This is a genomic window from Pseudomonas sp. GW823-FHT02C05 (assembly GCF_058797595.1).
Genome location: NZ_JBXAJU010000001.1, coordinates 951,170 through 975,610, shown reverse-complemented (window position 1 = coordinate 975,610; position 24,441 = coordinate 951,170). Strand labels below are relative to the sequence as shown.

Below are 24,441 nucleotides of genomic sequence, written 5' to 3'. Positions count from 1 at the left end.
GCCCCGTTGCCGGGGCGGCCTCCTCTTGATGCTCACGCTCAATCGTTACTGGCGCGCCAGTACCGCCCCCTTGCGCGGCTCTTCGATCACCTGCAACTGATACTGGCCATCGGCACGGATCTGCGCTTCGGTAAAGGGCAGCACGCTCCACTGGTTGCGGGCGAAAGCAGCGGTCTGGTCGCGAAAATGCGCTGAGGCCGGGTCGCTGGACAGGGAGAACGCCAGCAGCCCCAGGGCGCGCGGCCCCTGCTCGTCGAAGCTGACCACGTTCAGGTAGCTGGTACCGCTGACCACTTCACGCTTGCCATCGGCCGCCGGCACGCTCTGGATGGCGTTGTACACCCCCAGGCTTTCAGGGCCGCCGGGCACCGGGGTCGGCTGGCCGCCCTGGCTGACCTGCTGGATATCGCCCCAACGAACGTCACTCCCCAGCCCGGCATCGGCGACCTGCTGCGCCGAAGCCAGCATCGACTCGCGCAGTGCCCGGGCCACCGCTGGCCGGCCAATGGCCAGGCCCCGTGGGGTGTGCTGGGGATCTTTCGGGTCAAAGGCCACGCGCCACACGCTGGGGTCCTGCAACAGCGGCTGCATGATGCCCTGGAAGTGCACGAAGCCCAGGCCGGCCTGCAACCCCGCGCTGCGGTCCCAGGCTTTCAGGCTGGCGCACACCGGCCCCAGGCGCTGGGCATCCGCCCCCAGGTCCTGCTCACAGAACTGCAGCAGATCGGGCATCACCTGGCCGGCCAGGTACACCTGATCGTCCGTGACCAGGTGCTGCAGGTCACTGACCTGGGCCTTGTGCATCCGGCTCAGGCGATCCAGAGCAAAGCGCGCGCGCATCTTCAGCGGCACGTCCTGCTCGCTGATCACCGGCGAAAAGCCTTGCAGCGGCGCCGCCGGGTTGACCATCCAGGCCGAATCGTTGGAATGCTGCAGGTAGTCGTTGCGCGCCAGTTGCGGCAACTGGCTGGCGGCGAAGATCCCCGGTTGCGCCGCTGCCGGGTCGATATCCCAGGCGCAGGCACTGCGCGAGCCATCCAGAACGATGACCCGGGTGCCGGCCCGCGGATCACTGCACTGCGCCAGCTTGGCCTGGGTGACGTTGGGCACCACCGACTGGTTCATGTACAGCGCCCGGCCCTGGTCGTCCACCGCCAGGGTGTTGACCCAGGGAATGCCCTGCAACTGGTGCACGCTGTCTTGCAGGCCGGCCACGCTGCTGGCCTGGTTCATCGCGTACCACTGGGCCAGCACCCGGCTGTTGTCCAGGTTGGCGTCGCGCAGGCTGTAGGCATATTGATGATCCCAGTCCAGTTCCCCCGGCCACTGCACGATCGGGCCGAAGACCGAGCTGTAGAGCGTGCGCGTACGCGGCTGCAACTGGCCGTCCGGGCCCTTGCTCTGCACGGTCAGGGTCTGGCGCTCCAGGGGCAGCGAACGGCCGTCCAGCAGGTAGCGGGTCGGGTCCTTGGGGTCCAGTTGCAAGCGGTACAGGGTGAAGTGCTTGGAGGCGTCCACGGTGTGGGTCCAGGCCAGGTGCTGGTTGAAGCCGATATTGATCAGCGGCAGGCCGGGCAAGGCCGCGCCCATCACATCCAGTTGCCCGGGAATGGTCAGGTGCATCTGGTAGAAGCGCATGCCGCCGACCCAGGGGAAATGCGGGTTGGCCAGCAGCAGCCCACGGCCGTTGAACGAACGCTCGCTACCGATGGCCACCGCGTTGCTGCCACGGTCCAGGGCGAAACGCTGCTGGCGTGCCGCCGCCAGTTGCCAGTGTTCGGCTGGCAGCCCGGCCTGGGCCGTGGCTCCAGGTGGCGTGGCCCCGGCCAGGGCCTCGGCGAACTGCCCGGCACCGCCTTCCACCAACAGGCGTCGGGTCAGTTTCACCAGGTCCGAGGTGGCCAGCGGCCGCACCCAGTCACCCCGGCATTGCTCGGGCAGGCCCTGGGCCTGGCGCTCCGCCAGCTGCCGGTTGTAGCCCTCCACGTAACCCTGCATGCGCTCGCGCATCGCCGGGGTCTGGGCCTGCCAGAAGGCCGCCACGGCCTGGGGAGTGTTGAGCCAGCTGAAGAACAGGTCGCTGCTGAGGTTGTCGCGCTGTTCCAGGGTCTGGCCCTCGGCGCCGAAGTATTGCGAGCGCTGGGCGTTGACCGTCAGCACCTCATTGGCCATCAGGCACAGGTTGTCCTGGGCGTAGGCGTAGCCGATGCCGTAGCCCAGGCCGCGCTCGTCGTCGGCACGGATGTGCGGCACACCAAAACTGGTGCGGCGAATCTCGGCGCGGGTCTGCTCGGGCTGCGCCAAGGCATGGGCGCCACCGCTGAAGCTTAGAAACAGGGCTGCAAGGCAAAAACTCGGTAACTGCCTGGAAATGATCACGCCGACTCCTGATGCAAAAATACAGAACCAGGACTGGTGTGCAGGAGCGGTTGGCAACGCCGCCAGTCTGGGAATCCAGCCGCGCACGGATCACCCGACGCCTGCCTGCCCATAAAGACGAAATGCTTGAAAAAAATTTAATCCGCAAAGGCCAAAAGCCCCGCCATCACATGTCAGCGACCTGATACCGACAAATTTTCTACATTCAGGACTTCATGATTTGCCGTGCTCGTTCGTCTAGTTACTAGAGCATCCATCATTCTTTTCCTGATCAGGCTCTGATAAGGAGTTTTTGCATGTACAACCCGCAACTGCCAATGGACGGCAACACCGTGAACAGCACGCCTTCCCTGAATGCCGGCGCCGGTGTCTTCGGCAAGAACGCCGAGCGCAACAGTAATGAACGAATCAAGCACCTGCTCAAAAGCTTCGGCCTGCGTACCAGCCTGATTCGCCTGAAAGTCATCGACGCCCTGCTCACCGCGGCCCAGAGCGACCGCTCCCTGGGGGTGCGCGGCATCCACAGCCAACTGCTGGAACTGGACATTCCCCTGTCCTTTCTCAGTGTGCGGGAGGTGCTCAAGCGGCTGTGCAGCGAGGGTGTACTGACCCTCAATGCAGACAAGAGCTACAGCCTGCACCAGCAGGCCGCAGCGGTGCTCGACGGTCTCTCCTGAGGCCGTCGAGCCCGGGCTCAGGGCTTGACCTTGCGGCGCATCACGCCGTTGATCACCACCACGACCACCGCCACGCCAATGGCGATGTACTGGAACAGCTTCTCGCTGATGATGCCGTTGTTCTGCAGGTAGGAAAGGCCAAGCATGATTCCCAGTACCACCAGGGAAATCAGAATCGAGTAGATCAAGCGTTGTTTCTGAGTCATTGCCGGGTCCTGAAGCTGAAATTGTATCTGCCGTGTATCAAGATCGATGCCAAGCACATACCCGGATTCGGGGATGAGCCGGGCAAATCGGGGTCACATGGTACAGGCGCGAAGGAGTTTTTTCTTCCTTGTCGTCCTGCCGTGTTCCCCGAGCCCTTTGAGGATTGATCCATGTTTCGTCGAATCACGCTGCTGATTCCCCTGCTGGCCATGCTGACCCTGTCGGGCTGCATCATCATGCCCCACGATGGCGGGCACCACCGCTACTACGACGGCGGCCCGGGCTACTATCACCGCTGAGTCATCCGGCCAGCCCATCGGCCCCATGAGCCGCCCGATCTCGCCACCAGCGCCCGCCTTGTCGCGGGCGTTTTGCTGCCTGGCGCCCGACCATTCAGGGGCAAGAAATGTGATTGCCCGGGCGGGCGAACAGCTCCACCAGCCAATCGATGAATACCCGCAGGCGGGTCGACAGGTGCCGCTGGGGCGGGTACAGCGCGGTCAGCGGCAATGCAGGCAGCGGGTAGTCCTCCAGCACCCGCTGCAGGGTCGCGTCCTGCAACTGCCGGGCAACGTGGTAGTACGGGGTCTGGATCAGCCCGTAGCCGGCTTCGCAGGCCGCCAGGTAGCCATCGGCGCTGTTCACCGCCACCCGCTTGGGCAACTGCACCGGCTGCAACTGGCCGGCGAAGAAGAATTCCAGGCCATAACGCTTGCCGCTGACATTGGAGAAATACTCCACCATCTGATGCCCTTGCAGCTCTTGCGGAGTACGGGGAACCCCCCGCTGGCGCAGGTACCCGGGGCTGGCACAGGTGACTTGCTGCAACTGCGCCAGCGGCCGCGCCACCAGGCTCTCGTCCAGGGCCGGGCCACCGCGCAGCGCACAGTCCACGCCCTCGCGGATCAGGTCCACCGGGCGGTCATTGAGGCCGATCTCCAGTTCGATCTGCGGATAGCGCGCGGAAAACTCCGGCAGCGCCGGTATCACCAGCAACCGGCCGATGCCCACCGGCATATCGATACGCAACAGTCCACGGGGGTTGTGCCGGGCCAGGGAAAACGCCGCCTCACTCTCCTCCAGGTCCGCCAGCAAGCGTACGCAACGCTGGTAATAGGCGGCTCCGTCCAGGGTCGGGCTGACCTGGCGGGTGGTGCGGTGCAATAACTGCACCCCCAGATGGGCCTCCAGTTGCTTGATCAGAATGGTCACCGAAGCCGGCGGCATCTGCAGACTGTCGGCAGCCTTGGCAAAGCCGCCCAGCTCGACGATACGGGTAAAGACGCGCATGGCGTTGAAACGATCCATGGAGCAAACCTGCCGATTATTTAGAATTCAATAATAGTGATAGCGCTTTTAGCCTGTTTATCGGTTTTTTGTCGAGTAGCACACTGCAGGCTCTTTCCCCTTACCGGAGCATTCATAGATGCGCACTCGACAACTGGGCCAGGACGGCCCGCAGGTTTCCGCCATTGGCCTGGGCTGCATGGGCATGAGCGATTTCTACACCACCGGCAACGATCCCCGGGAAGCCGTCGCCACCTTGCATCGGGCCCTGGAACTGGGCGTCAACCTGCTCGATACCGCCGACATCTACGGCCCCCACAGCAACGAAGAGCTGATCGGCCGGGCCATTCGCGGCAAGCGCGAACAGGTGTTCCTGGCCAGCAAGTTCGGCATTGTCCGCGACCCGGCCAACCCGGCGGCCCGCGGGGTCGACGGCCGGCCGCAATACATCCGCGCCGCCATCGACGGCAGCCTGCGGCGCCTGGGGGTGGACACCCTGGACCTGTACTACCAGCACCGGGTCGACCCGGACGTGGCTATCGAGGAAACCGTCGGCGCCATGGCCGAGCTGGTCCAGGCCGGCAAGGTGCGCTACCTGGGCCTGAGCGAAGCCTCGGCGGCAACCCTGGAGCGGGCGCACAAGGTGCATCCGATCAGCGCCCTGCAAAGTGAATATTCGCTATGGAGCCGGGATCAGGAAGACAACGGCTGCCTCGCCGCCTGCCAGCGCCTGGGCATCGCCTTCGTGCCCTACAGCCCGCTGGGCCGGGGGTTTCTCACCGGGGCCCTGAAAAGCCCGGAAGACTTCGCCGCCGACGACTACCGGCGTTTCAACCCACGTTTCCAGGGCGAAAACTTCCAGCACAACCTGCGCCTGGTGCAACAGGTGCAGCAGTTGGCGGCGGACAAGGGGGTGAGCAGCGGACAACTGGCCCTGGCCTGGGTGCTGGCCCAGGGCGATTACCTGATTCCGATTCCCGGAACCAAGCAACGGCGGTATCTGGAAGAGAACGTGGCGGCGCTGGAGGTGAGGCTGAGCGCCGAGGAACTGGCGTCACTGGAGCAGATCTTCAGCCCGCAGACCACCGCCGGAACCCGGTATGCCGAAGAGGTAATGGGCTTGCTGGGGCGTTGAAAGCAGAGCTGTGGCGCGCACCGGCAGGCAGTGCGCGCCATCGGAATCAGGCCTTGGTGGAGACGTTCTTGTCGGTCACCGTGGTGCCGTTGCCCTTGCCATAGTTCTGCAGACCCTGAAGTACATAGATGGCTTTCTTGTACTCGGGGATCAGGTAGTTGGCGTACTTGTTGCCCTTGAGGTTGTTGTTCTGGATGTCATCGAGCTTCATGGCGAAATACTCGAGGGCATTGAACGGCTGATCGGGGTTCTTCGGAATCCCGAAACGGTCGAACTGATCGCCCGCGTTGATCAGGTTCAGCGCCGTGACATCGGAAATCAGGCCATTGTTCTTGAGAAAGGTACTCATGCCGCCCAGGGACTTGGCGGTGACGTTGGTCGGATCGAAACCCTTGATCTGCTTGTGCAGCTTCAACTGATCCATCTTGCGGATGTCGAGCACGGTAGGGTTCTGGCCTACCAGGCTGAGCATCTGCCGTACCTTGGCGCTTTGGGAAACCGGCTTGGACGAGCTGCCCGGGCTTTCCTGCACCAGCAGCCCAGCCTTGCTGGTCCATCCGCCGACGTATCCGATTGCCATGCTGTAACTCCTGTAGTCCGGCCTTCCAATCACCTTTTTCAGCACCATGAAACTTCTGACAAGGTGCCTGAACAAGGATGTAAGCCGTGTTGAAACATCTGAATGGGCGCAAGTATCAACGCCGTGGCAAGCACCAACAACGCTTTATTTCCTGAATTTACAATTTTTGTACAAACTCGACACAATTACCGCAAAGGCCCTGTTTAAAAGGCCCGGGAAGTCTTCCCGCACATCAAGGCGTCATCTTTTCATGCCTGGCCTTGCCCTTGACCGGACGCCTTTGCCCTACCCCACCATCCCTGGGCGCAGTTTTTTTTCCAGGGCATGCCTTTTTTTGGACGATCGTACTAAAGAGCGGAAAAACCGCGCCGACATCCTGTGGATGCCCTGACAACGCATCGCATTCCCGAATAATAAAAATCGCTCGGTAAGGACAGGTCCCATGCCCGCTTTGCGCACGATTCAAGCCCGCTACACGCTGTTTCTGGTCCTGTTCATTGTCTTGATGCTGATACTCACGGTGGTGGGCATCAGCCAACTGGTAGCGCCCAAGCTGCGTCATACCGAAGAACAGGTAGCCCTCAACCGCATCGCCGAAGTGGCGCAGCGCATCCAGGGCGAACTGAACAAGGTCCAGGCCCAGCAACGCAGCATCACCCAGACCATTCCCCTGCTCGACAGCGACAGCATCGACAAGGTCCTGCCGGGCCTGGTGGACCAGTACGGTGAACAGAAAGTCTTCGGCGGCGGCATCTGGCCCCTGCCCGGCCAGCGCACCCCGGGGCGCAACAAACACAGCACCTTCTGGCACCGTGACGCCTCCGGCAAGCTGGTGGTCAACACCTTCTGGAACAGCGACCCGGCGCCCAACTACTACGAGCAGCCCTGGTACCTGGGCGGCATGCAGACCGCCCCCGGCCAGTGCGCCTGGGCTGCGGCCTACAAGGACGATGCCAGCGCCGAGCCGCGCACCAACTGCGCCATGGCCATCCGCCGCGACGGCCAGCCCTGGGGCGTGGCCACCATCGACGTGACCCTGGGTTTCTTCAACGACCTGGTGGCGCGCCAGGAACAGGCACTCAAGGCCGAGATGCTGATCGTCGAAGCCGACGGCAAGATCATCAGCAACAGCTCGCGGATCAACGGCCCGATCGTGCTCAAGAACATCCGCGACCTGAGCCCCGGCTCCCCTTTCGCCGCCCAGGTCCAGGCCGCCCTGCAGCAGCGCGACCAGGGGGCACGGCGCGTCGAGTTCGACAATGCCGGGGTGCCCAGCACCTTCTTCATGCGCGCCATCGAAGGCACGCCCTGGTTTCTCGCCAGTGCCCTGCCGACCCAGCTGATCACCGCCCAGCGCGACGACGTGCTGAGCACCCTGAGCCTGTTGCAGATCCCCATGGTGATCCTGCTGGTGTTGCTGCAGGTCTATGCGATCCGCCAGCTGGTGCAGCGTATGAAGATCCTCAAGGGCAATATCGACGCCCTGGCCACCGGCGACGCCGACCTGACCCGGCGCATCGTGATCCGCGCCGAGGACGAACTGGGGGCCATCGGCCACTCGGTGAACCGCTTTATCCAGTACCTGCAGCAGATGATCGGCGAGGTCACCCAGGCCACCGAGGCCATGGCCGGGAGCCTGGGGCAGTTGCAGCAGAGCTCGGCCCACAGCCAGCAGATCCTGTTGCGCCATGCCTCGGAAACCGATCAGACGGTGACCGCCATTACCGAAATGAGCAGCACCGCCGACAGCGTTGCCGCCAACGCCGCCCAGACCGCAGACTTCACCCGCCGCGCCAACGAACACGCAGAACGTTCCCGGGTGGTGGTGGGCGAAGCTTCCGGCAGCGTCATCGCCTTGATCGACGAAGTCGCCGATGCCACCCACAAGGTCGAGGCCATGCAAGCCGACGCCCAGCGCATCACCGAGGTCCTCGGGGTGATCGGCGCCATCGCCGGGCAGACCAACCTGCTGGCCCTGAACGCCGCGATCGAGGCCGCCCGGGCCGGAGAACAAGGCCGCGGCTTCGCCGTGGTCGCCGATGAAGTGCGGGCCCTGGCCGCGCGGACCCAGGACAGCACCTCGCAGATCAACGAAATGCTCGCGCGCCTGACCCAGGGCGTGAGTTCCTCGGTCAGCGCCATGGAAAACACCCAGGCCAGTTGCCAGTCAGCGGCGGATGCCACGGCGCGGGTCAACAGCGGGCTCGACGAAATGGCCGACTCGGTGAGCCAGATCAACAGCCTGAGCACCCAGATCGCCACCGCCGCCGAACAGCAGAGCGCCGTGACCGAGGAGATCAACCGCAGCATGGTGAGCATCCGACACATGGTCGAGGAGCTGGTGGACAGCGCCCGGGCCGGGGAAAGCAACACCCAGAGCCTGTTGCAGGCCAATGCCCAGGTCAGCCACCTGATGAGCCGCTTCAAAGTCCGCTGAACGGTCTGCCCCCGCCCCTGGCAGCCCGCCGGGGCGGGGCTATATTTCAGGCTCCGGTCACAAGGACGTGAGGTGCCCCATGGGACAGCGCCAGACACATCTGTTGCATGAACAGATCAGCCACGAACTGTTTATCCAGGCCAGCATCGACACCGTCTACTACTACGTGACGCAGCCGGACCGCTGGCCGGAGTGGCACCCTTCCAGCCTGCGTGCCGACACCGGCCTGTGCGGTTCATTGCCCGCCGGCCACCGCTTCAGTGAAACCATGGACTTGCTGGGGGTGCAGCTGCCCATCAGCTACCGGGTGCTGGTGGCGGTGTTTCCCAAGGAGTTCAAGACCCTGTTCAGTTCCGCCGCGCTGGACGGTTCGATCCACTACCAGTTGAGCAAGCAGGGCGACGGCACACTGTTCCGGCGCACCCTGGAATACGCCACCGACCTGCAGCTCAGTGGCCTGCGAGCACGCATGGAGCAGCTTTCGAGCCAGGCCCTGGGCAACCTCAAGCAGCGTCTGGAACAGCCCGACGACTGACAAATCTGTAATGCCCACCTCAGTTTCCTGACAGCCAGCGCCGATTAGAGTCCGCTCCAATCCGCTGACTGACTGGAAGCCTCCGATGCCGCGCCCCTCCTCGTTCCACAGCCCCTCCCGCCGCACCTTCGTCAAGGCCCTGGCTGCCGGTGGTGTGCTAGCCGGCTTCGGCCTGTGGCGCAACCCGGTCTGGGCCGTCAGCAGCCCGGGCCAGCCCGAGGTCCTGGCCGGCAGCGACTTCGACCTGTGCATCCAGCAGTTGCCGGTAAACTTCAGCGGCCGGCCACGCAAGGCCATGGCCATCAACGGCAGCCTGCCCGGGCCCCTGCTGCGCTGGCGCGAAGGCGACCGGGTGACTGTGCGGGTGCGCAACCGCCTGGACCAGCCCAGTTCCATCCACTGGCACGGGATCATCCTGCCGGCCGACATGGACGGCGTGCCCGGCCTGAGCTTCGAGGGCATCGAGCCCGGCGGGCTCTACCGCTACAGCTTCCCGGTCAAGCAGCACGGCACCTACTGGTACCACAGCCATTCCGGGCTGCAGGAACAACTGGGGGTGTATGGCCCGCTGGTGATCGACGCCCGGGAACCGGAGCCCTTCAGCTACGAACGCGACTACGTGGTGCTGCTCTCGGACTGGAGCGACGAGGAGCCGGGGCAGATCCTGCGCACCCTGAAGAAACAGTCCGACTACTACAACCAGCACAAGCGCACCCTGGGCGACTTCATCGAGGACGTCGGCCGCGACGGCTGGGCGGCCACGCTGGCCGAACGCAGCATGTGGGCGCAGATGAACATGACCCCCACCGACCTCGCCGATGTCAGCGGCGCCACCTATACCTTCCTGCTCAACGGCCAGGCCCCGGGCCAGCCATGGTGCGGGCTGTTCCGCCCCGGCGAACGCCTGCGCCTGCGAGTGATCAATGCCTCGGCCATGAGCTATTTCGACCTGCGCATTCCCGGGGTGCAGATGACCGTGGTCGCCGCCGACGGCCAGCACGTGGTGCCCGTGACCGTGGATGAACTGCGCATTGCCGTGGCCGAAACCTTCGACGTGCTGGTGCAACCCGGTGCCGGAGCCCACGCCTTGTTCGCCCAGGCCATGGACCGCAGCGGCTATGCCCTGGGCACCCTGGCCAGCGCCCCCGGACTAGTGGCCGAGGCACCGGCCATGGACCCGCGACCGCTGCTGGGCATGACGGACATGGCCATGGGTGCCATGGATCACGGGGCAATGCCGGGCATGGACCATGGCGCCATGGATCACGGCGCGATGAACGCCACGATCAGCCACCCGACCTCGGAAACCAACAACCCCCTGGTGGACATGCAGGCGGTGAACCCCATGCCGCGCCTGGACGATCCGGGCATCGGCCTGCGCGACAACGGCCGCCGGGTGCTGCGCTACGCCGACCTGAAAAGCACCTTCGCCGACCCCGACGGCCGCGAACCGAGCCGGACCCTGACCCTGCACCTGACCGGGCACATGGAAAAGTTTGCCTGGTCCTTCGACGGCATTCCCTTTGCCGAAGCCGAACCCCTGCGCCTGCGGTATGGCGAGCGGCTGCGCATCGAACTGGTGAACGACAGCATGATGGCCCACCCCATCCACCTGCACGGGCTGTGGAGCGACCTGGAGGACGAACACGGCCGCTTCCAGGTGCGCAAGCACACCATCGACATGCCCCCGGGCACCCGCCGCAGCTACCGGGTCACCGCCGATGCCCTGGGGCGCTGGGCCTATCACTGCCACCTGCTGTACCACATGGAAAGCGGCATGTTCCGCGAAGTCCGGGTCGAGGAGGAACGCCACCATGAAGCTTGATTACCTCCGCTTCACCCGGCAGCCCGGCGTTGGCCTGGCCCTGCTCCTGTTGGCCTGGCCCTGGGCACCGGCACAGGGCGAATCGATGCCGGGCATGGACCATTCCAGCGTGCCCGGGACCGCCATGGGCGCCATGGACCACTCGCAGATGCCCGGCATGCAGGCGCCGACACAGGGCCAATCGACGCCCGGCGTGGCCCCCTCCACCATGCCCGGCCACGCCATGGGTGCCATGGACCACTCGCAGATGCCCGGCATGCAGGCGCCAGCCCCCACACGAAGCCGCACACCGATCCCGGTGCTGACCGATGCCGATCGGGCGGCGGTCTACCAGGGCCCCAGCGGCCACATCCACGGCCCGTCGCTGAACACTTTCCTGCTGGTGGACCAGTTGGAATGGCAGGACGCCGACCCGGGCGGCAGCGTCGCCTGGGAGGTCGAGGGCTGGGTCGGTGGCGACCGCGACCGGCTCTGGCTGCGCAGTGAAGGCGAACGCACCCGGGGCGTCACCGAGCACGCCGAGCTGCAAGCCCTGTGGGGCCATGCCATTGGCCCCTGGTGGGACCTGGTGGGCGGCCTGCGCCAGGACTTCAAGCCCGGCACGCCGCAGACCTGGGCCGCCCTGGGGCTGCAAGGCATGGCCCTGTACAACTTTGAAAGCCAGGTCACCGCCTACCTCGGCGAGGGCGGCCAGGCCGCCTTGCGGCTAAAGGGTGACTACGACCTGCTGCTGACCCAACGCCTGATCCTCCAGCCCTCCGCCGAGGTCAACCTCTATAGCCGCAATGACCGGCAACGGGGCCTGGGCGCAGGCCTGGCGGACAGCGAGATCGGCCTGCGCCTGCGCTACGAGATCCGCCGCGAGTTCGCTCCTTATATAGGGGTGACCTGGAACCGCAGCTACGGCCGCAGCGCCGACTACGCCCGGGACGAGGCCGAGATGGACAACGACCCGCGCCTGGTCCTGGGCCTGCGCCTGTGGTTCTGAAGGCCACAACCGCTGGCCGGCCTTGGTATCACCTTGAAACAAAAGCCAGCGGCGGCCAGCGAAAAAAACCGCAAAATGCACCACCCCGAGCGTGCAACCGCGGGTGGCCGGCCATGCCACCCTTCCTTATTGATCAGCGACAAAGAGACTTTCGATGAACACCTCACTGCGTCTGGCGGCCCTGTCCGCCCTGCTGATCAGCTCCCTGGCCCAGGCTGGAGAACTGATTCCCATCGACGTGCACCGCGACGCCAACTGCGGCTGCTGCAAAAAGTGGATCGAGCACCTGCAGGACAACGGCTTTGCCGTGACCGACCACGTGGAAAGCAACATGAGCGCGGTCAAGCAGCGGCTCGGCGTCGCCCCGCGCCTGGGCTCCTGCCATACCGCGGTGATCGACGGCAAGTTCGTCGAGGGCCACGTGCCGGCCGAACAGGTGCTGGCCCTGCGCAAGCGCGATGACCTGCTGGGCATCGCCGCCCCGGGCATGCCCATGGGCTCCCCCGGGATGGAAATGGACGGCATGGGCGCCGATGCCTTCCAGGTCATCGGCCTGACCCGCGAGGGCAAGGACGTGGTCGTCGCGGACTACCCGGCCCGTTGATCTTCGGCGCCTACTTCGGCCTGTTCCTGGCGGCGTTCGGCGCCGCCACCCTGCTGCCCCTGCAATCGGAAGCGCTGCTGGTGGGGTTGCTGCACAACAGCCAACTGGCAGTGCTCGGGCTGTGGCTGGTGGCGACCCTGGGCAATGTCCTGGGCTCGCTGGTCAACTGGTGGCTGGGCCAGCGCCTGGAACACTACAAGGAGCGCCGCTGGTTTCCGGTCAGCCCGCGTCACCTGGAGCGGGCCCGGGGGCCTTACCAACGCTATGGTCACTGGACGCTCCTGCTGAGCTGGATGCCGCTGATCGGCGATCCGCTGACCCTGGTGGCCGGCGTCATGGGCGAACCCCTCAAGCGCTTCCTGCTGCTGGTCACCCTGGCCAAGGGCGCGCGCTACGCCGTGCTGGCGTGGCTGACCCTGGGCTGGATCGGCTGAGCGCCCGCAGCTCCCCATCACCGCGCAGGAACTGGCTTGCCAGCGAAAGCGCCCGCCCCCGCAACCACCTGCCTCAAGGCCTTCCTTGTCGGCAAGCCGGCGCCCAGGGTTTGCCTGTGGCTTAACGTCGCCCTAATCCGGCGGCTACAGCATCGCCCGCAACCTTGCGGAGTGCCCTTATGCCCCTTGCTACCCCTCGCTGGCTCAGTGCCTTGCTGCTGCCCCTGGCCCTGCCTGCCCTCGCCGCCCAGGCGCCGGTCTATGGTCCCGAACTGCAGGGCTTCGACTACCCCTATCCCTTGCAGCATTTCAGCTTTGTGTCCCAGGGCCAGGCACTGCAGATGGGCTATATGGATGTACCGCCCCAGAGCCCGGCCAACGGGCGCAGCCTGGTACTGATGCATGGCAAGAACTTCTGCGGCGCCACCTGGGAGGGCTCGATCAAGGCCCTGAGCGCCGCAGGCTACCGGGTGATAGTCCCGGACCAGATCGGCTTCTGTACCTCCAGCAAGCCCGAACACTACCAGTACAGCTTCCAGCAACTGGCGCAGAACACCCATCAACTGCTGGCAAAGCTTGGCGTCAGCCAGGCCAGCCTGCTGGGCCATTCCACCGGTGGCATGCTGGCCACCCGCTACGCCCTGCAATACCCCGATCAGGTACGGCAACTGGCCCTGGTCAATCCCATCGGCCTGGAAGACTGGAAAGCCCTGGGCGTGCCCTGGCGCAGCGTCGACCAGTGGTACCAGCGCGAGCTGAAGCAGAGCGCCGAGGGTATCCGCCGCTACGAGCAGCAGACCTATTACGCCGGCCGCTGGAAGGCCGAGTACCAGCGCTGGGTGGACATGCTCGCCGGCCTCAACCAGGGCCCCGGCAAGCGCCTGGTGGCGTGGAACTCGGCGCTGATCTACGACATGATCTTCAGCCAGCCGGTGTACTACGAATTCCAGGACCTGAAGATGCCGACCCTGCTGCTGATCGGCACCGCCGACACCACCGCCATCGGCAGCGATATCGCGCCGCCCGAGGTCAAGGCGCGCATCGGCCACTACCAGGACCTGGGCAAGCAGGTGGCGCAGCGCATCCCCCATTCGACCCTGGTGCAGTTCCCGGGGCTGGGCCACGCACCGCAAATGGAACAACCCGAGCCTTTCCACCAGGCCCTGCTGGGCTGGTTGAAGCAACCCTGAGCCAGGAGCCCGAACATGGCACTAGAGATTGCGGTAATCGATGATTGGCAGGACGTAGCGCGCGAGGTAGTGGACTGGTCGGTGCTCGATAGCATCGGCCGGGTCAGCTTCCTTCACGACTACCCGGCAGACCCCGCCACCCTGGCCCGGCGCCTGCAACCGTTCCAGGTGATCTGCGTGATGCGCGAGCGCACCCGGTTCGATGAAACCCTGCTACGCAGCCTGCCGCAGCTCAAGCTGCTGCTCACCGGCGGCATGCGCAACGCCGCCATCGACCTCAAGGCGGCCAGCGCCCTGGGGATCCAGGTGTGCGGCACCGACAGCTACAAGCACGCCGCGCCGGAGCTGACCTGGGCCCTGCTCATGGCCCTGAGCCGCAACCTGCTGAGCGAAGCCTGCGCCCTGCGCGCAGGCGGTTGGCAACAGGGCCTAGGGGGTGATCTGCACGGCAAGACCCTGGGCATTCTCGGCCTGGGCAGCATCGGCCAACGGGTGGCGCAATTCGGCCAGGTGTTCGGCATGCGGGTGATTGCCTGGAGCGAGAACCTCACCGCTGAACGCGCGACCGCGGCCGGCGTGACCCATGTCGACAAGCAGCAACTGTTCGAACAAGCCGATGTGCTCTCGGTGCACCTGGTGCTCAGCGAGCGCAGCCGCGGCCTGGTGGACGCCCAGGCCCTGGCGTGGATGAAGCCCGGGGCGCTGCTGGTCAATACCGCCCGCGGGCCGATTGTCGATGAAGCCGCGCTGATTGCCGCCCTGGAACAGGGCCGGCTGGCGGGGGCCGCACTGGATGTATTCGAGCAGGAACCCTTGCCTGCCAACCACCCTTTGCGGCGCTTGCCCAATGTCCTGGCCACGCCCCATGTCGGCTATGTCAGCCGGCAGAACTACCAGCAGTTCTTCGGCCAGATGATCGAAGACCTGCAAGCCTGGCACGCCGGCCAGCCGATCCGCCTGCTCAACTGAAAGCCCCCCGTGGCGATCGCCAGGCAAGGTCCTGCGCAGCTTTTCGCAGGCTCGCAGGTTCGGCGGCGACCAGGCTCGCAGGGACGCTGGGCGCAGGAGCCCGCCTGTGCCCGTTCTTTGGGCGGCGTCGCACCACAACGGCACCGGCCGCTGGCAGCCCCTCCCCATTTTCGCCCCCGGGCCGCAACGGCCCCGCTCCCGGGCAGTGCATGGCCGACCTTTCGTCGGGACGCGTTCGCCGCCCGCCCTGCCAACCCCGGGAAACACCCACCTCCCCCGGCACCGCTCTAGGTTCTGTCCTAGACTGAATTTCGCACTGTGACCGGGCAGTCACATTCGCCGAGAAAAAGTCGAAACTTTTCGCTTCGGCCCAAGGTCAGGTTAAAGGTAGGGTCGCTGCCACTGGTGCATTCCTTGCAACGGCTCCTCCACCCTTTCTGCTTCCACGCTCGAGCAGCACAGGCTGATCGACGTGTGGCGCGTTTGCGCCCGGCCATAGGAATTGGCCACGCGCGGCGCTCGAGACACCAGAACAGATCAATAAAACGGGAGAGACACATGATCAGCGCCGTATTGGACACTCAGGGAGATCACCCTCAACAGCAGGCCGGCGACCGCGCCGCCCCCTCGGTTCCGGTCCCTGGGAACAAGACGGTGCTGCCGCTGGCGCGGCCCAATCCCAACCGCAAGCGAGTGCTGTTCGTCACCTCGGAAATCGCCGACCTGGTGAAGACCGGCGGCCTGGGCGACGTCTCTGCCGCCCTGCCCAGGGCCATGGCCCACCTGCACGATGTGCGGGTACTGATCCCCGGCTACCCCCAGGTGCTGCATAGCGAAAACCCGATCCACATCATCGGGGAGCTGGGTGGCCACGCGGCACTGCCGGCCTGCAAGATCGGGCGCATGGACATGCCCGACGGCCTGGTGATCTACGTGCTGATCTGCCCGGAACTCTACGAGCGCGAAGGCACGCCCTACGGCGCCAACAACGGCCGCGACTGGCCGGACAACCATATCCGCTTCGCCCGCCTGGGGCTGGCCGCCGCCGACATCGCGGCCAACCTGGCGCAGATCCACTGGTGCCCCGACCTGGTGCACGCCCATGACTGGCCCGCCGGGCTGGCGCCGGCCTACATGCACTGGCGCGGGCAACGCACGCCGACCCTGTTCACCATTCATAACCTGGCCTATCAGGGCGTGGTCAGCTTGGCCTCGTGCCCGGAACTGGGCATCCCCGAGCATGCCCTGCAACAGGAAGGCATGGAGTTCTACGGCAAGCTGTCGTTCCTCAAGGCCGGCATGGCCTACGCCAGCCACATCACCACGGTGAGCGCCACCTATGCCCAGGAAATCACCACCCCGGCCTTCGGTTGCGGGCTTGACGGCTTCCTCGCCAGCAAGACCCAACAGGGCCTGCTCAGCGGCATCCCCAACGGCATCGATGAAAGCTGGGACGCCGCCACCGACGCCCACCTGCTCACGCCTTTCAGCATCGGCGACTGGGACGGCAAGGCAGCCAACGCCGCCCATGTGCGGCAGATGTTCGGCCTCGACGCCTCCAGCGGCCCGCTGTTTGCCGTGGTCTCGCGGCTGGTCTACCAGAAAGGCCTGGACCTGACCGAAGCGGTGGCCGAGTTCATCGTGCAGTCCGGCGGTCAGATCGCCATCATCGGCCGCGGCGAGCCGGAGGAAGAACAGTCCATGCGCGCCCTGGCCCGGCGCTTCCCCGGCCGCATCGGGGTGCACATCGGCTTCAACGAGACCGACGCCCGGCGCATGTTCGCCGGCAGCGATTTCCTGCTCATGCCCTCGCGCTACGAGCCCTGCGGCCTGAGCCAGATGTATGCCCAGCGCTTCGGCTCGCTGCCGGTGGCGCGCAACACCGGCGGCCTGGCGGACACCATCGAGAACGGCGTCACCGGTTTCCTCTTCGACGAATCCACCGTGGCCAGCTACCAGGAAGCCCTGACCCGGGCCTTCAAGGTGTTCGCCTACCCGGCGCTGCTCAATGCCATGCGCTGCCGGGCCATGGCCGCGCCCTTCAACTGGTGCAAGGCGGTGGAACCCTACGCCGAACTCTACGAGCAACTGGTGGCCAAGGCCCTGGGACAGGCCGCCCGACAGTAAGAGGCAAGGACCGATGCCCTCAAGCACGCTGCACACCTGGACTCATGGCGCGCGGCTGCTGGATGCCGAGCACACCCGGTTCGCCCTGTGGGCGCCGGATGCGCGCTGCGTCAGCGTCGAACTGGCGGACGGCCAGTCGCTGCCCATGCAGCCCCAGCCCGAAGGCTGGTTCATGACCCAGGCGCGCTGCCCCGCGGGCAGCGCCTACCGTTTCAATATCGACGAGCGGATCCAGGTCCCCGACCCGGCGTCCCGGGCCCAGCTCGGTGATGTCCACGGGCCAAGCCTGGTGGTGGACCCCGAGCGCTATCAATGGCAGCACCCGCAGTGGCGCGGCCGGCCCTGGCACGAGGCGGTGATCTACGAACTCCACGTGGGGGTCATGGGCGGCTATCAAGCGGTGCAGCAAGCCCTGCCGGCCCTGGTGGAACTTGGGGTGACCGCCATCGAGCTGATGCCCCTGGCGGAGTTTCCCGGCGAACGCAACTGGGGCTATGACGGGGTGCTGCCCTACGCCCCGGAAGCCTCCTATGGTTCGCCCGACGAGCTGCGCGCGCTGATCGATGCCGCCCATGGCCTGGGCCTGGCAGTGATCCTCGATGTGGTCTACAACCACTTCGGCCCCGACGGCAACTACCTGCAGGAGTACGCCCAGGGCTTCTTTCGCCAGGACCTGCACACCCCCTGGGGCGCTGCCATCGACTTTCGACGCCCGCAGGTCAGCGAGTTCTTTATCGACAACGCCCTGATGTGGCTGCTGGAGTACCGTTTCGACGGCCTGCGCCTGGACGCGGTACACGCCATCGACGATCCGGATTTCCTGCGGCAACTGGCGCAGCGGGTCCGCCAGGCAGTGCCACCCGATCGCCATGTGTGGCTCAACCTGGAGAACGAGTTCAATCAGGCCAGCCTGCTGCAACAAGGCTTCGACGCACAGTGGAACGACGACGGCCACAACGCCCTGCATGTGCTGCTGACCGGCGAAACCGACGCCTACTACGCCGACTTCGCCGAGCAGCCCACTGAGCAACTGGCCCGCTGCCTGAGCCAGGGTTTCGCCTTCCAGGGCCATGCCAACCGCCATGGCGAGGCCCGCGGCGAACCCAGCGGGCACCTGCCGCCCAGCGCTTTTGTGCTGTTTCTGCAGAACCATGACCAGATCGGCAACCGGGCCTTTGGCGAACGCCTCAACCAACTGGCGCCGACCCAGGCCCTGCACGCGGCCACGGTGCTGTTGCTGCTGTCACCGATGATTCCGCTGCTGTTCATGGGCGACGAAGTGGCCGCCCAGGAACCATTCCTGTTCTTCACCAGCCACCAGGGCCAGTTGGCCGAAGCGGTGCGCGAGGGCCGGCGCAACGAATTCGCCGCCTTCAGTGCCTTCGCCGACGCCGGGCAGCGCCAGCGCATTCCCGACCCCAACGCCGCCTCGACCTTCCAGGCCTCGCGCCCACGGGCCCAGTCCCGACAGGCCGAGGCCACCCGCGAGCTGTACCGCAGCCTGTTGCAGATCCGCCACCGCGAGCTGGTTCCGCGCCTGCCCGGCGCCCGGGCCCTGGGCTGCCAGGTACTGGCCGAGGGCGCCTTGAGTGCGCGCTGGCGCCTGGGGGACGGCAGCCTGTTGCGCATCGACCTCAACCTCGGCCCGCATCAGGTCGAACTGGCCGCCGAGGCCGCACCGCAGTTGTGCTTCGAATATCCGCCGCACACCCTCAAGCACTGGTGCCAGGGCCAACTGCCTGCCTACAGCGTGCTGGTGCTGCTGGCCCCCACCTCTTCCCCGACCGACCCAGATGGAGAATGCCTATGAGCGATGCGCAACTGGAACTGCTTGCCAGCCGCGCCGGCCTGGCAGTGGACTGGATCGATGCCAACGGCCGTGCCCAGAAGGTCGAGGACCGGGTCCTGCGGGCTGTCCTGGCCGGCCTGGGGCATCCGGCCGAAGACCCGCAGCAGGTCGAACAGAGCCTGCTGCAATTGCAAGGGGTGCAACAGAGCCGGCACCTGCCCCCGCTGCTGACCGCCGACCACGGCCAGAGCCTGGACCTGGCGCGCTACTTCCCCCCGCACACGGCCTGTTTCCTGCGGCTGGAGGACGGCAGCCCGTTGCACCTGGACCTGGATGCCGAGAGCCGGCTGCCGGGCTCGATTCCGGTGGGTTACCACGCCGTGAGTATCGACGACGAACACTTTGTCCTGGCAGTGGCCCCCGAACGCTGCTTCAGCGTGGCCGACGCCGTGCACCAGCCCACCCCGCGGGCCTGGGGCCTCAGCGTGCAGCTGTACGCCCTGCGCCGCCCCGGCGATGATGGCTTCGGCGATACCCAGGCCCTTGAAGAACTGGCGCGCCAGGCTGCCGAACGCGGTGCCGATGCCCTGGCCATCAGCCCGCTGCACGCCATGTTCAGCAGCGACCCGCTGCGCTACAGCCCCTATTCGCCTTCCAGCCGGCTGTTTCTCAACAGCCTGTATGCCGCCCCTGGCGCGATCCTCGGCGACCGCGCCTGGCGCACCGCGATCGAAGCCTGTGGCCTGGGCGAACAACTGCAGGACCTGGAACAGTTGCCGCTGATCGACTGGCCCCTGGCGGCCCAGGCCAAGTTGCAGGCACTGCGGGCGCTGTATGAAGGCTTCTGCCAGGGCGAGCACCCGCTGCACGAGGACTTCGCCAGCTACCGCCGGGCAGCCGGCGAGGCCCTGGAAAACCACTGCCGCTTCGAAGCCATCCAGGCCCAGCGCGCCGCCCGTGGCGAGGACCTGGACTGGCGTCACTGGCCGCCGCAATGGCGTGATCCGGCCAGCCCGGCCCTGGCTCATTTCGCCGAGGAACAGGCCCACGAAATCGGCTTCCATGCCTTTTGCCAGTGGCTGATCGCCCGCAGCCTGGAGCGAGCGCAAAGCGCGGCCCGCAGCGGCGGCATGGGCATCGGCCTGATCGCCGACCTGGCGGTGGGCGCCGACGGCAGCGGCAGCCAGGCCTGGAGCCGCCAGGAGCAGTTACTGGCCAACCTGACGGTGGGCGCGCCACCGGACATCCTCAACCGCCAGGGCCAGAGCTGGGGGATATCGGCCTTTTCCCCGGAAGGCCTGCAACGCCACGGTTTCCGCGCCTTCATCGAAATGCTCAGGGCCAACTTCGCCCATGCCGGGGGCCTGCGCATCGACCATGTGATGGGCCTGCAACGGCTGTGGGTGATTCCCCTGGGCGCGCCCCCCAGCGATGGCGCCTACCTCTATTACCCGGTGGACGACCTGCTGCGCCTGCTGACCCTGGAATCCCATCGCCACCAGGCCATAGTGCTGGGCGAAGACCTGGGCACAGTGCCCGACGGGCTGCGGGAAAAACTAGCCGCCCGGGCCATGCTCGGCATGCGTGTGCTTTTGTTCGAACAGGACCACGGCTGCCACTTCAAGCCCATTCTCGACTGGCCGGACAATGCCCTGGCCACCACCAGCACCCATGATCTGCCGACCCTCAACGGCTGGTGGCATGGCCGCGATATCGACTGGAACCAGCGCCTGGGCCTGGTGGACGAAGCGGCGGCGCGGCACTGGCGCGAACACCGCCAGCACGAACGCAACGGCCTGCGCCACGCCCTGGCCCAGGACCCGCAGAACTTTCGCGAGGAAAGCCACGAGGCCGACCAGGTGGTAGACGCCAGCGTGCGTTTCCTCGGCCACACCCGGGCGCCCCTGGTGCTGCTGCCCCTGGAGGACGCCCTGGGCATCGACGAACAGGCCAACCTGCCCGGCACCCTCGACAGCCACCCCAACTGGCGCCGACGCCTGGCCAATGCCAGCCGGCACTTGCTGGACGACAGCGACGCTGCGCGGCGCCTGGAGCTGCTGGCCTGTGCCCGGCAGCAGGCCCTGGAGCGTGACCGATGAGCCCGCCAGCCACGCCAATGCCACGGGCCACCCTGCGCCTGCAATTTCACCAGGGCTTCACCCTGGATCATGCGCTGCCCCTGGTGCCCTACTTCGCCGGCCTGGGCCTCAGCCACCTCTACGCCTCGCCACTGCTCTGCGCGCGGGCCGGTTCCATGCACGGCTACGACGTGGTGGACCCCACCCGGGTCAACCCCGAGCTGGGGGGCGAGGCGGCCCTGGTACGGCTGGTGGATGCCCTGCGCCAGCACGGCATGGGCCTGATCCTGGATATCGTCTCCAACCACATGGCGGTGGGCGGCAATGACAACCCCTGGTGGCTGGACCTGCTGCAATGGGGGCGCCTGAGCCCGTACGGTGAGTTCTTCGATATCCAGTGGCATTCCCCGGACCCGCTGATGGAAGGCCAGTTGTTGCTGCCCTTCCTCGGCAGCGACTATGGGCAGGCCTTGCAGGATGGCAGCCTGCAACTGCAACTGGACGACGATCGCTGCGGTTTCCATGTTCGCCACTATGAACACTGTTTCCCCATCTGCCCCGCCGACTTCGGGGAACTGCTGCGCCTCGCCGGCCCGCCGGATGCCGCCCAGGCCCTCAAGCCCCTGGCCGACAGCTTTGCCGCCCTGCGTTTCAGCGGCGACGCCCACGCCCAGGCACAACCGCTGCAGCAGGCCCTGGGCCAACTGTTGCAGCAACCGGCGCTGCACCAGGCCGTCACCGCCCACCTGCAAGGCTACGACTCACGCCACGACGAAGGTTTCCAGCGCCTGCACCATCTGCTGGAGCAACAGAGCTATCGCCTGGCCAGCTGGCGCACCGCCGCCGACGACATCAACTGGCGACGCTTCTTCGACGTCAACGAGCTGGGCGGGCTGCGGGTCGAGCGCCCGGCGGTGTTCGAAGCCACCCACGGCAAGATCTTCGAGCTGATCCAGCGTGGGCTGGTGGACGGCCTGCGCATCGACCATATCGACGGCCTGGCCGACCCGCGCAGCTATTGCCGCAAGCTGCGGCGCCGGATCGACCGCCTGCGCCCGGGCCAGCACCTGCCGATCTACGTCGAGAAGATCCTCGGCGCCGGGGAAACCCTGCACCGCGACTGGGGCGTGGATGGCAGCACCGGCTATGAGTTCATGAACCAACTGTCGCTGCTGCAGCAGGCCCCTGCAGGCCAGCCGGTGCTGGCCGAACTGTGGAGCCGGCACAGCCAGCGCCCCGCGGCGTTCGCCGAAGAGGCACTGCTGGCCCGTCAGCAGATTCTCAACGGCTCTCTGGCCAGCGATTTTGAAAGCGTGGCCCAGGCCCTGTTGCAGGTGGCTCGCCTGGACCTGATGAGCCGCGACCTGACCCTGGGGGCCATCCGCCGCGCCTTGCAGGAACTGATCGTGCACTTCCCGGTGTACCGCACCTATATCAGCGCCTGTGGCCGCGGGCAGCAGGACCAGCAGTTGTTCCAGCAGGCCCTGGACGGCGCGCGACAGAGCCTGGGCGAGGCCGACAGGCCGGTGCTCGACTGCCTGGAGCGCTGGCTCGGCGGCCAGGGCTGGCGCCAGCAGCCACCGGGCCGTGGGCGCAAGCTGCTGCGCCACGCCTGCGTGCGTTTCCAGCAACTGACTTCGCCCGCCGCGGCCAAGGCCGTGGAAGACACCGCCTTCTACCGCTCGGCGGTACTGCTGGCGCGCAACGACGTGGGCTTCAACAGCGAACAGTTCAGTGCGCCGATCGCCGCCTTCCACACGGCCTGCCAGCAACGCCTGGCCAGCTTCCCCGACAACCTGCTGACCAGCGCCACCCACGACCACAAACGGGGCGAGGACAGCCGCGCGCGCCTGGCAGTGCTCAGCGAACGGGCCCCCTGGTATGCCGCCCAGGTGGAGCACTGGCGCACCCTGGCCGCGCCCCTGCGCCAGCAGGCGGATGCGCCTTCGGCGGGGGACGAACTGATCCTTTATCAGACCCTGCTGGGCAGTTGGCCCCTGGAACTGGCTGCCGAGGATCAGGCGGCCCTGCAAGGCTATGGACAAAGGATCTGGCAATGGCAGCTCAAGGCCCTGCGCGAGGCCAAGCTGCAAAGCAGCTGGGCGGCGCCCAACGCAGAATACGAAGAGGCCGTGCAGGCCTTTGTCCAGGCCCTGCTGCTGGCGCCCCAGGGCCTGGCATTGCGCCAGTCGATTGCCGCGGCGGCCCGGGCCATTGCCCCGGCGGGCGCCCTCAACAGCCTGGCGCAAACCTTGCTGCGCATGACCGTGCCTGGGGTCCCCGACCTGTACCAGGGCAACGAGTTCTGGGATTTCAGCCTGGTGGACCCGGATAACCGCCGGCCGGTGGATTACCCGGCCCGGCAGGCGGCCCTGGAGCGCGGCGGCGAACCACGCCAGTGGCTGGCCCAGTGGCACGACGGACGCATCAAGCAAGCCTTGATCGCCCGCACCCTGAACCTGCGTGGCCAGTACCCGGAGCTGTTTCGCCGGGGCCGCTACCAGCCGCTGCCGGTGCTTGGCCAACATGCCGGGCGGGTCCTGGCGTTCATGCGCGAGCACGGTGCACAACGGGCAGTGGTGATAGTGCCGGTGCAGGTCGCCGGCCTGCTGGGAGATCGCGCAATGCCCTTGATCGAGGGGCCGCTGTGGGGCGATACCCGGGTGCAGCTACCGTTCGACGCCTCGGGGCAAAAGCTGAATGGACTTTTTTCCACGGTAGCAGTCACACCCCACAGGGAGCTGATGCTTAGCGCCGCACTGCAAGACTTTGCGCTCAACCTTTTGATTCAACCTTGAATTCAGTCCAGGAGCATTGCGATGAGTACCGACGACAAACGCATTCGTGAATTCGCTTATCAGATCTGGGAGTCGGAAGGTAAGCCGGAGGGCCAGGAAGCCCGGCATTGGGACATGGCCCGCAAGCTCGCCGAGGCCGAAGCCCTGGCTCCAAGCACGCCACCCAAGGCCGGCAAGGCCAAGCCTGCGACCGGAAAGCCCGCCGCCAAGAGCGCGGCCAAGCCCAAGGCCAAGTCGGCCGCCGCCGTGGTAGTGCCCCCGGGAGAAAAACCCGCGGCGGCGAAGAAGCCCCGGGCGCCGCGCAAACCGCCGGCCAACTGACACCCGCCGGCCATCTCGTCCTCGTCAACCCGTGGCACGCCCGCGCGCCATAAGGGTCGCGTTCGCCCTGAAAAAAGGGCC

Annotated in this window: 19 protein-coding genes and 2 pseudogenes; 17 read left to right on the top strand and 4 right to left on the bottom strand. The window is 66.2% G+C overall.

Translation table 11 applies throughout. The features are described 5' to 3' along the window. Positions 1–45 precede the first annotated feature (45 nt). A complete protein-coding gene (gene pvdQ, locus AC1RGE_RS04605) occupies positions 46–2,379 on the bottom strand; it encodes a bifunctional acylase PvdQ (RefSeq protein ID WP_103290249.1) in 2,334 nt (777 codons plus the stop codon). 296 nt (positions 2,380–2,675) lie between these two features. Here pvdQ and AC1RGE_RS04600 point away from each other — a divergent pair, with 296 nt between their 5' ends. Beyond that, on the top strand, positions 2,676–3,056 hold the full coding sequence (locus AC1RGE_RS04600) for a hypothetical protein (RefSeq protein WP_011061190.1): 381 nt from the start codon (positions 2,676–2,678) through the stop codon (positions 3,054–3,056). 17 nt (positions 3,057–3,073) lie between these two features. On the opposite strand, the gene AC1RGE_RS04595 is transcribed toward AC1RGE_RS04600, so the two are convergent. After that, positions 3,074–3,262, bottom strand: a complete 189-nt coding sequence (locus AC1RGE_RS04595; protein ID WP_015635538.1) for a hypothetical protein — start codon at positions 3,260–3,262, stop codon at positions 3,074–3,076. A gap of 171 nt (positions 3,263–3,433) precedes the next feature. On the opposite strand from AC1RGE_RS04595, the gene AC1RGE_RS04590 reads away from it, so the two are divergent. Then, entirely contained in the window at positions 3,434–3,562 is a 129-nt protein-coding gene (locus tag AC1RGE_RS04590) for a hypothetical protein (protein ID WP_011061188.1), read from the top strand. A 94-nt stretch (positions 3,563–3,656) separates the two neighbouring features. On the opposite strand, the gene AC1RGE_RS04585 is transcribed toward AC1RGE_RS04590, so the two are convergent. Further along, positions 3,657–4,571 (bottom strand): LysR family transcriptional regulator, encoded by a 915-nt coding sequence (locus AC1RGE_RS04585; RefSeq protein WP_015635537.1) that lies wholly within the window; start codon positions 4,569–4,571, stop codon positions 3,657–3,659. Between the two features lie 118 nt (positions 4,572–4,689). Between AC1RGE_RS04585 and AC1RGE_RS04580 the strand changes: the two genes are divergently transcribed. After that, positions 4,690–5,685 carry an aldo/keto reductase gene (locus tag AC1RGE_RS04580; RefSeq protein ID WP_053151540.1) on the top strand — a complete coding sequence of 332 codons (996 nt, stop codon included), beginning with the start codon at positions 4,690–4,692 and terminating at the stop codon, positions 5,683–5,685. Between the two features lie 46 nt (positions 5,686–5,731). On the opposite strand, the gene AC1RGE_RS04575 is transcribed toward AC1RGE_RS04580, so the two are convergent. Beyond that, positions 5,732–6,265, bottom strand: coding sequence for a hypothetical protein (locus AC1RGE_RS04575; RefSeq protein ID WP_015635535.1), 534 nt, complete (start codon positions 6,263–6,265; stop codon positions 5,732–5,734). Between the two features lie 442 nt (positions 6,266–6,707). Between AC1RGE_RS04575 and AC1RGE_RS04570 the strand changes: the two are divergent. The 14 genes and pseudogenes from AC1RGE_RS04570 to AC1RGE_RS04505 form a co-directional block, all read left to right on the top strand. After that, positions 6,708–7,844, top strand: a pseudogene (locus tag AC1RGE_RS04570) (cache domain-containing protein); the annotation flags it as partial. 327 nt (positions 7,845–8,171) lie between these two features. Further along, positions 8,172–8,702: pseudogene (locus AC1RGE_RS04565) on the top strand (methyl-accepting chemotaxis protein); the annotation flags it as partial. Positions 8,703–8,781: 79 nt separating this feature from the next. Next, the gene (locus tag AC1RGE_RS04560) at positions 8,782–9,237 is read left to right on the top strand and encodes an SRPBCC family protein (protein WP_072441919.1); all 456 of its coding nucleotides are present in this window, start codon (positions 8,782–8,784) and stop codon (positions 9,235–9,237) included. Between the two features lie 85 nt (positions 9,238–9,322). Next, positions 9,323–11,062, top strand: a complete 1,740-nt coding sequence (locus tag AC1RGE_RS04555) for a copper resistance system multicopper oxidase (RefSeq protein ID WP_011061182.1) — start codon at positions 9,323–9,325, stop codon at positions 11,060–11,062. Continuing rightward, positions 11,052–12,050 carry a copper resistance protein B gene (locus AC1RGE_RS04550; protein WP_103290254.1) on the top strand — a complete coding sequence of 333 codons (999 nt, stop codon included), beginning with the start codon at positions 11,052–11,054 and terminating at the stop codon, positions 12,048–12,050. The genes AC1RGE_RS04555 and AC1RGE_RS04550 overlap by 11 nt, the downstream gene beginning before the upstream one ends. A gap of 154 nt (positions 12,051–12,204) precedes the next feature. Further along, positions 12,205–12,654, top strand: a complete 450-nt coding sequence (locus AC1RGE_RS04545) for a DUF411 domain-containing protein (protein ID WP_015635530.1) — start codon at positions 12,205–12,207, stop codon at positions 12,652–12,654. Beyond that, positions 12,651–13,088 carry a YqaA family protein gene (locus tag AC1RGE_RS04540; RefSeq protein WP_011061179.1) on the top strand — a complete coding sequence of 146 codons (438 nt, stop codon included), beginning with the start codon at positions 12,651–12,653 and terminating at the stop codon, positions 13,086–13,088. The genes AC1RGE_RS04545 and AC1RGE_RS04540 overlap by 4 nt, the downstream gene beginning before the upstream one ends. Before the next feature lie 179 nt (positions 13,089–13,267). Next, entirely contained in the window at positions 13,268–14,278 is a 1,011-nt protein-coding gene (locus AC1RGE_RS04535) for an alpha/beta fold hydrolase (protein WP_174394746.1), read from the top strand. Positions 14,279–14,293: 15 nt separating this feature from the next. Beyond that, a complete protein-coding gene (locus AC1RGE_RS04530) occupies positions 14,294–15,247 on the top strand; it encodes a D-2-hydroxyacid dehydrogenase family protein (RefSeq protein WP_065363994.1) in 954 nt (317 codons plus the stop codon). A 558-nt stretch (positions 15,248–15,805) separates the two neighbouring features. Continuing rightward, entirely contained in the window at positions 15,806–17,374 is a 1,569-nt protein-coding gene (glgA, locus tag AC1RGE_RS04525) for a glycogen synthase GlgA (RefSeq protein ID WP_011061176.1), read from the top strand. Positions 17,375–17,387: 13 nt separating this feature from the next. Continuing rightward, positions 17,388–19,184, top strand: coding sequence for a malto-oligosyltrehalose trehalohydrolase (treZ, locus tag AC1RGE_RS04520; RefSeq protein WP_041118090.1), 1,797 nt, complete (start codon positions 17,388–17,390; stop codon positions 19,182–19,184). Beyond that, on the top strand, positions 19,181–21,262 hold the full coding sequence (gene malQ / locus AC1RGE_RS04515; RefSeq protein ID WP_492583483.1) for a 4-alpha-glucanotransferase: 2,082 nt from the start codon (positions 19,181–19,183) through the stop codon (positions 21,260–21,262). The genes treZ and malQ overlap by 4 nt, the downstream gene beginning before the upstream one ends. Then, on the top strand, positions 21,259–24,039 hold the full coding sequence (locus tag AC1RGE_RS04510; RefSeq protein ID WP_492583481.1) for a malto-oligosyltrehalose synthase: 2,781 nt from the start codon (positions 21,259–21,261) through the stop codon (positions 24,037–24,039). Before malQ ends, AC1RGE_RS04510 begins: the two co-directional genes overlap by 4 nt. A 21-nt stretch (positions 24,040–24,060) precedes the next feature. Next, positions 24,061–24,360, top strand: a complete 300-nt coding sequence (locus AC1RGE_RS04505) for a DUF2934 domain-containing protein (protein ID WP_015635523.1) — start codon at positions 24,061–24,063, stop codon at positions 24,358–24,360. Positions 24,361–24,441 lie beyond the last annotated feature (81 nt).

Bases quoted from the DNA above. Each gene is read 5' to 3' on its own strand.
- AC1RGE_RS04600 (WP_011061190.1), top strand. From the start codon at position 2,676: ATGTACAACCCGCAACTGCCAATGGACGGCAACACCGTGAACAGCACG.
- AC1RGE_RS04595 (WP_015635538.1), bottom strand. From the start codon at position 3,262: ATGACTCAGAAACAACGCTTGATCTACTCGATTCTGATTTCCCTGGTG.
- AC1RGE_RS04590 (WP_011061188.1), top strand. From the start codon at position 3,434: ATGTTTCGTCGAATCACGCTGCTGATTCCCCTGCTGGCCATGCTGACC.
- AC1RGE_RS04585 (WP_015635537.1), bottom strand. From the start codon at position 4,571: ATGGATCGTTTCAACGCCATGCGCGTCTTTACCCGTATCGTCGAGCTG.
- AC1RGE_RS04580 (WP_053151540.1), top strand. From the start codon at position 4,690: ATGCGCACTCGACAACTGGGCCAGGACGGCCCGCAGGTTTCCGCCATT.
- AC1RGE_RS04575 (WP_015635535.1), bottom strand. From the start codon at position 6,265: ATGGCAATCGGATACGTCGGCGGATGGACCAGCAAGGCTGGGCTGCTG.
- AC1RGE_RS04560 (WP_072441919.1), top strand. From the start codon at position 8,782: ATGGGACAGCGCCAGACACATCTGTTGCATGAACAGATCAGCCACGAA.
- AC1RGE_RS04555 (WP_011061182.1), top strand. From the start codon at position 9,323: ATGCCGCGCCCCTCCTCGTTCCACAGCCCCTCCCGCCGCACCTTCGTC.
- AC1RGE_RS04550 (WP_103290254.1), top strand. From the start codon at position 11,052: ATGAAGCTTGATTACCTCCGCTTCACCCGGCAGCCCGGCGTTGGCCTG.
- AC1RGE_RS04545 (WP_015635530.1), top strand. From the start codon at position 12,205: ATGAACACCTCACTGCGTCTGGCGGCCCTGTCCGCCCTGCTGATCAGC.
- AC1RGE_RS04535 (WP_174394746.1), top strand. From the start codon at position 13,268: ATGCCCCTTGCTACCCCTCGCTGGCTCAGTGCCTTGCTGCTGCCCCTG.
- AC1RGE_RS04530 (WP_065363994.1), top strand. From the start codon at position 14,294: ATGGCACTAGAGATTGCGGTAATCGATGATTGGCAGGACGTAGCGCGC.
- glgA (WP_011061176.1), top strand. From the start codon at position 15,806: ATGATCAGCGCCGTATTGGACACTCAGGGAGATCACCCTCAACAGCAG.
- treZ (WP_041118090.1), top strand. From the start codon at position 17,388: ATGCCCTCAAGCACGCTGCACACCTGGACTCATGGCGCGCGGCTGCTG.
- malQ (WP_492583483.1), top strand. From the start codon at position 19,181: ATGAGCGATGCGCAACTGGAACTGCTTGCCAGCCGCGCCGGCCTGGCA.
- AC1RGE_RS04510 (WP_492583481.1), top strand. From the start codon at position 21,259: ATGAGCCCGCCAGCCACGCCAATGCCACGGGCCACCCTGCGCCTGCAA.
- AC1RGE_RS04505 (WP_015635523.1), top strand. From the start codon at position 24,061: ATGAGTACCGACGACAAACGCATTCGTGAATTCGCTTATCAGATCTGG.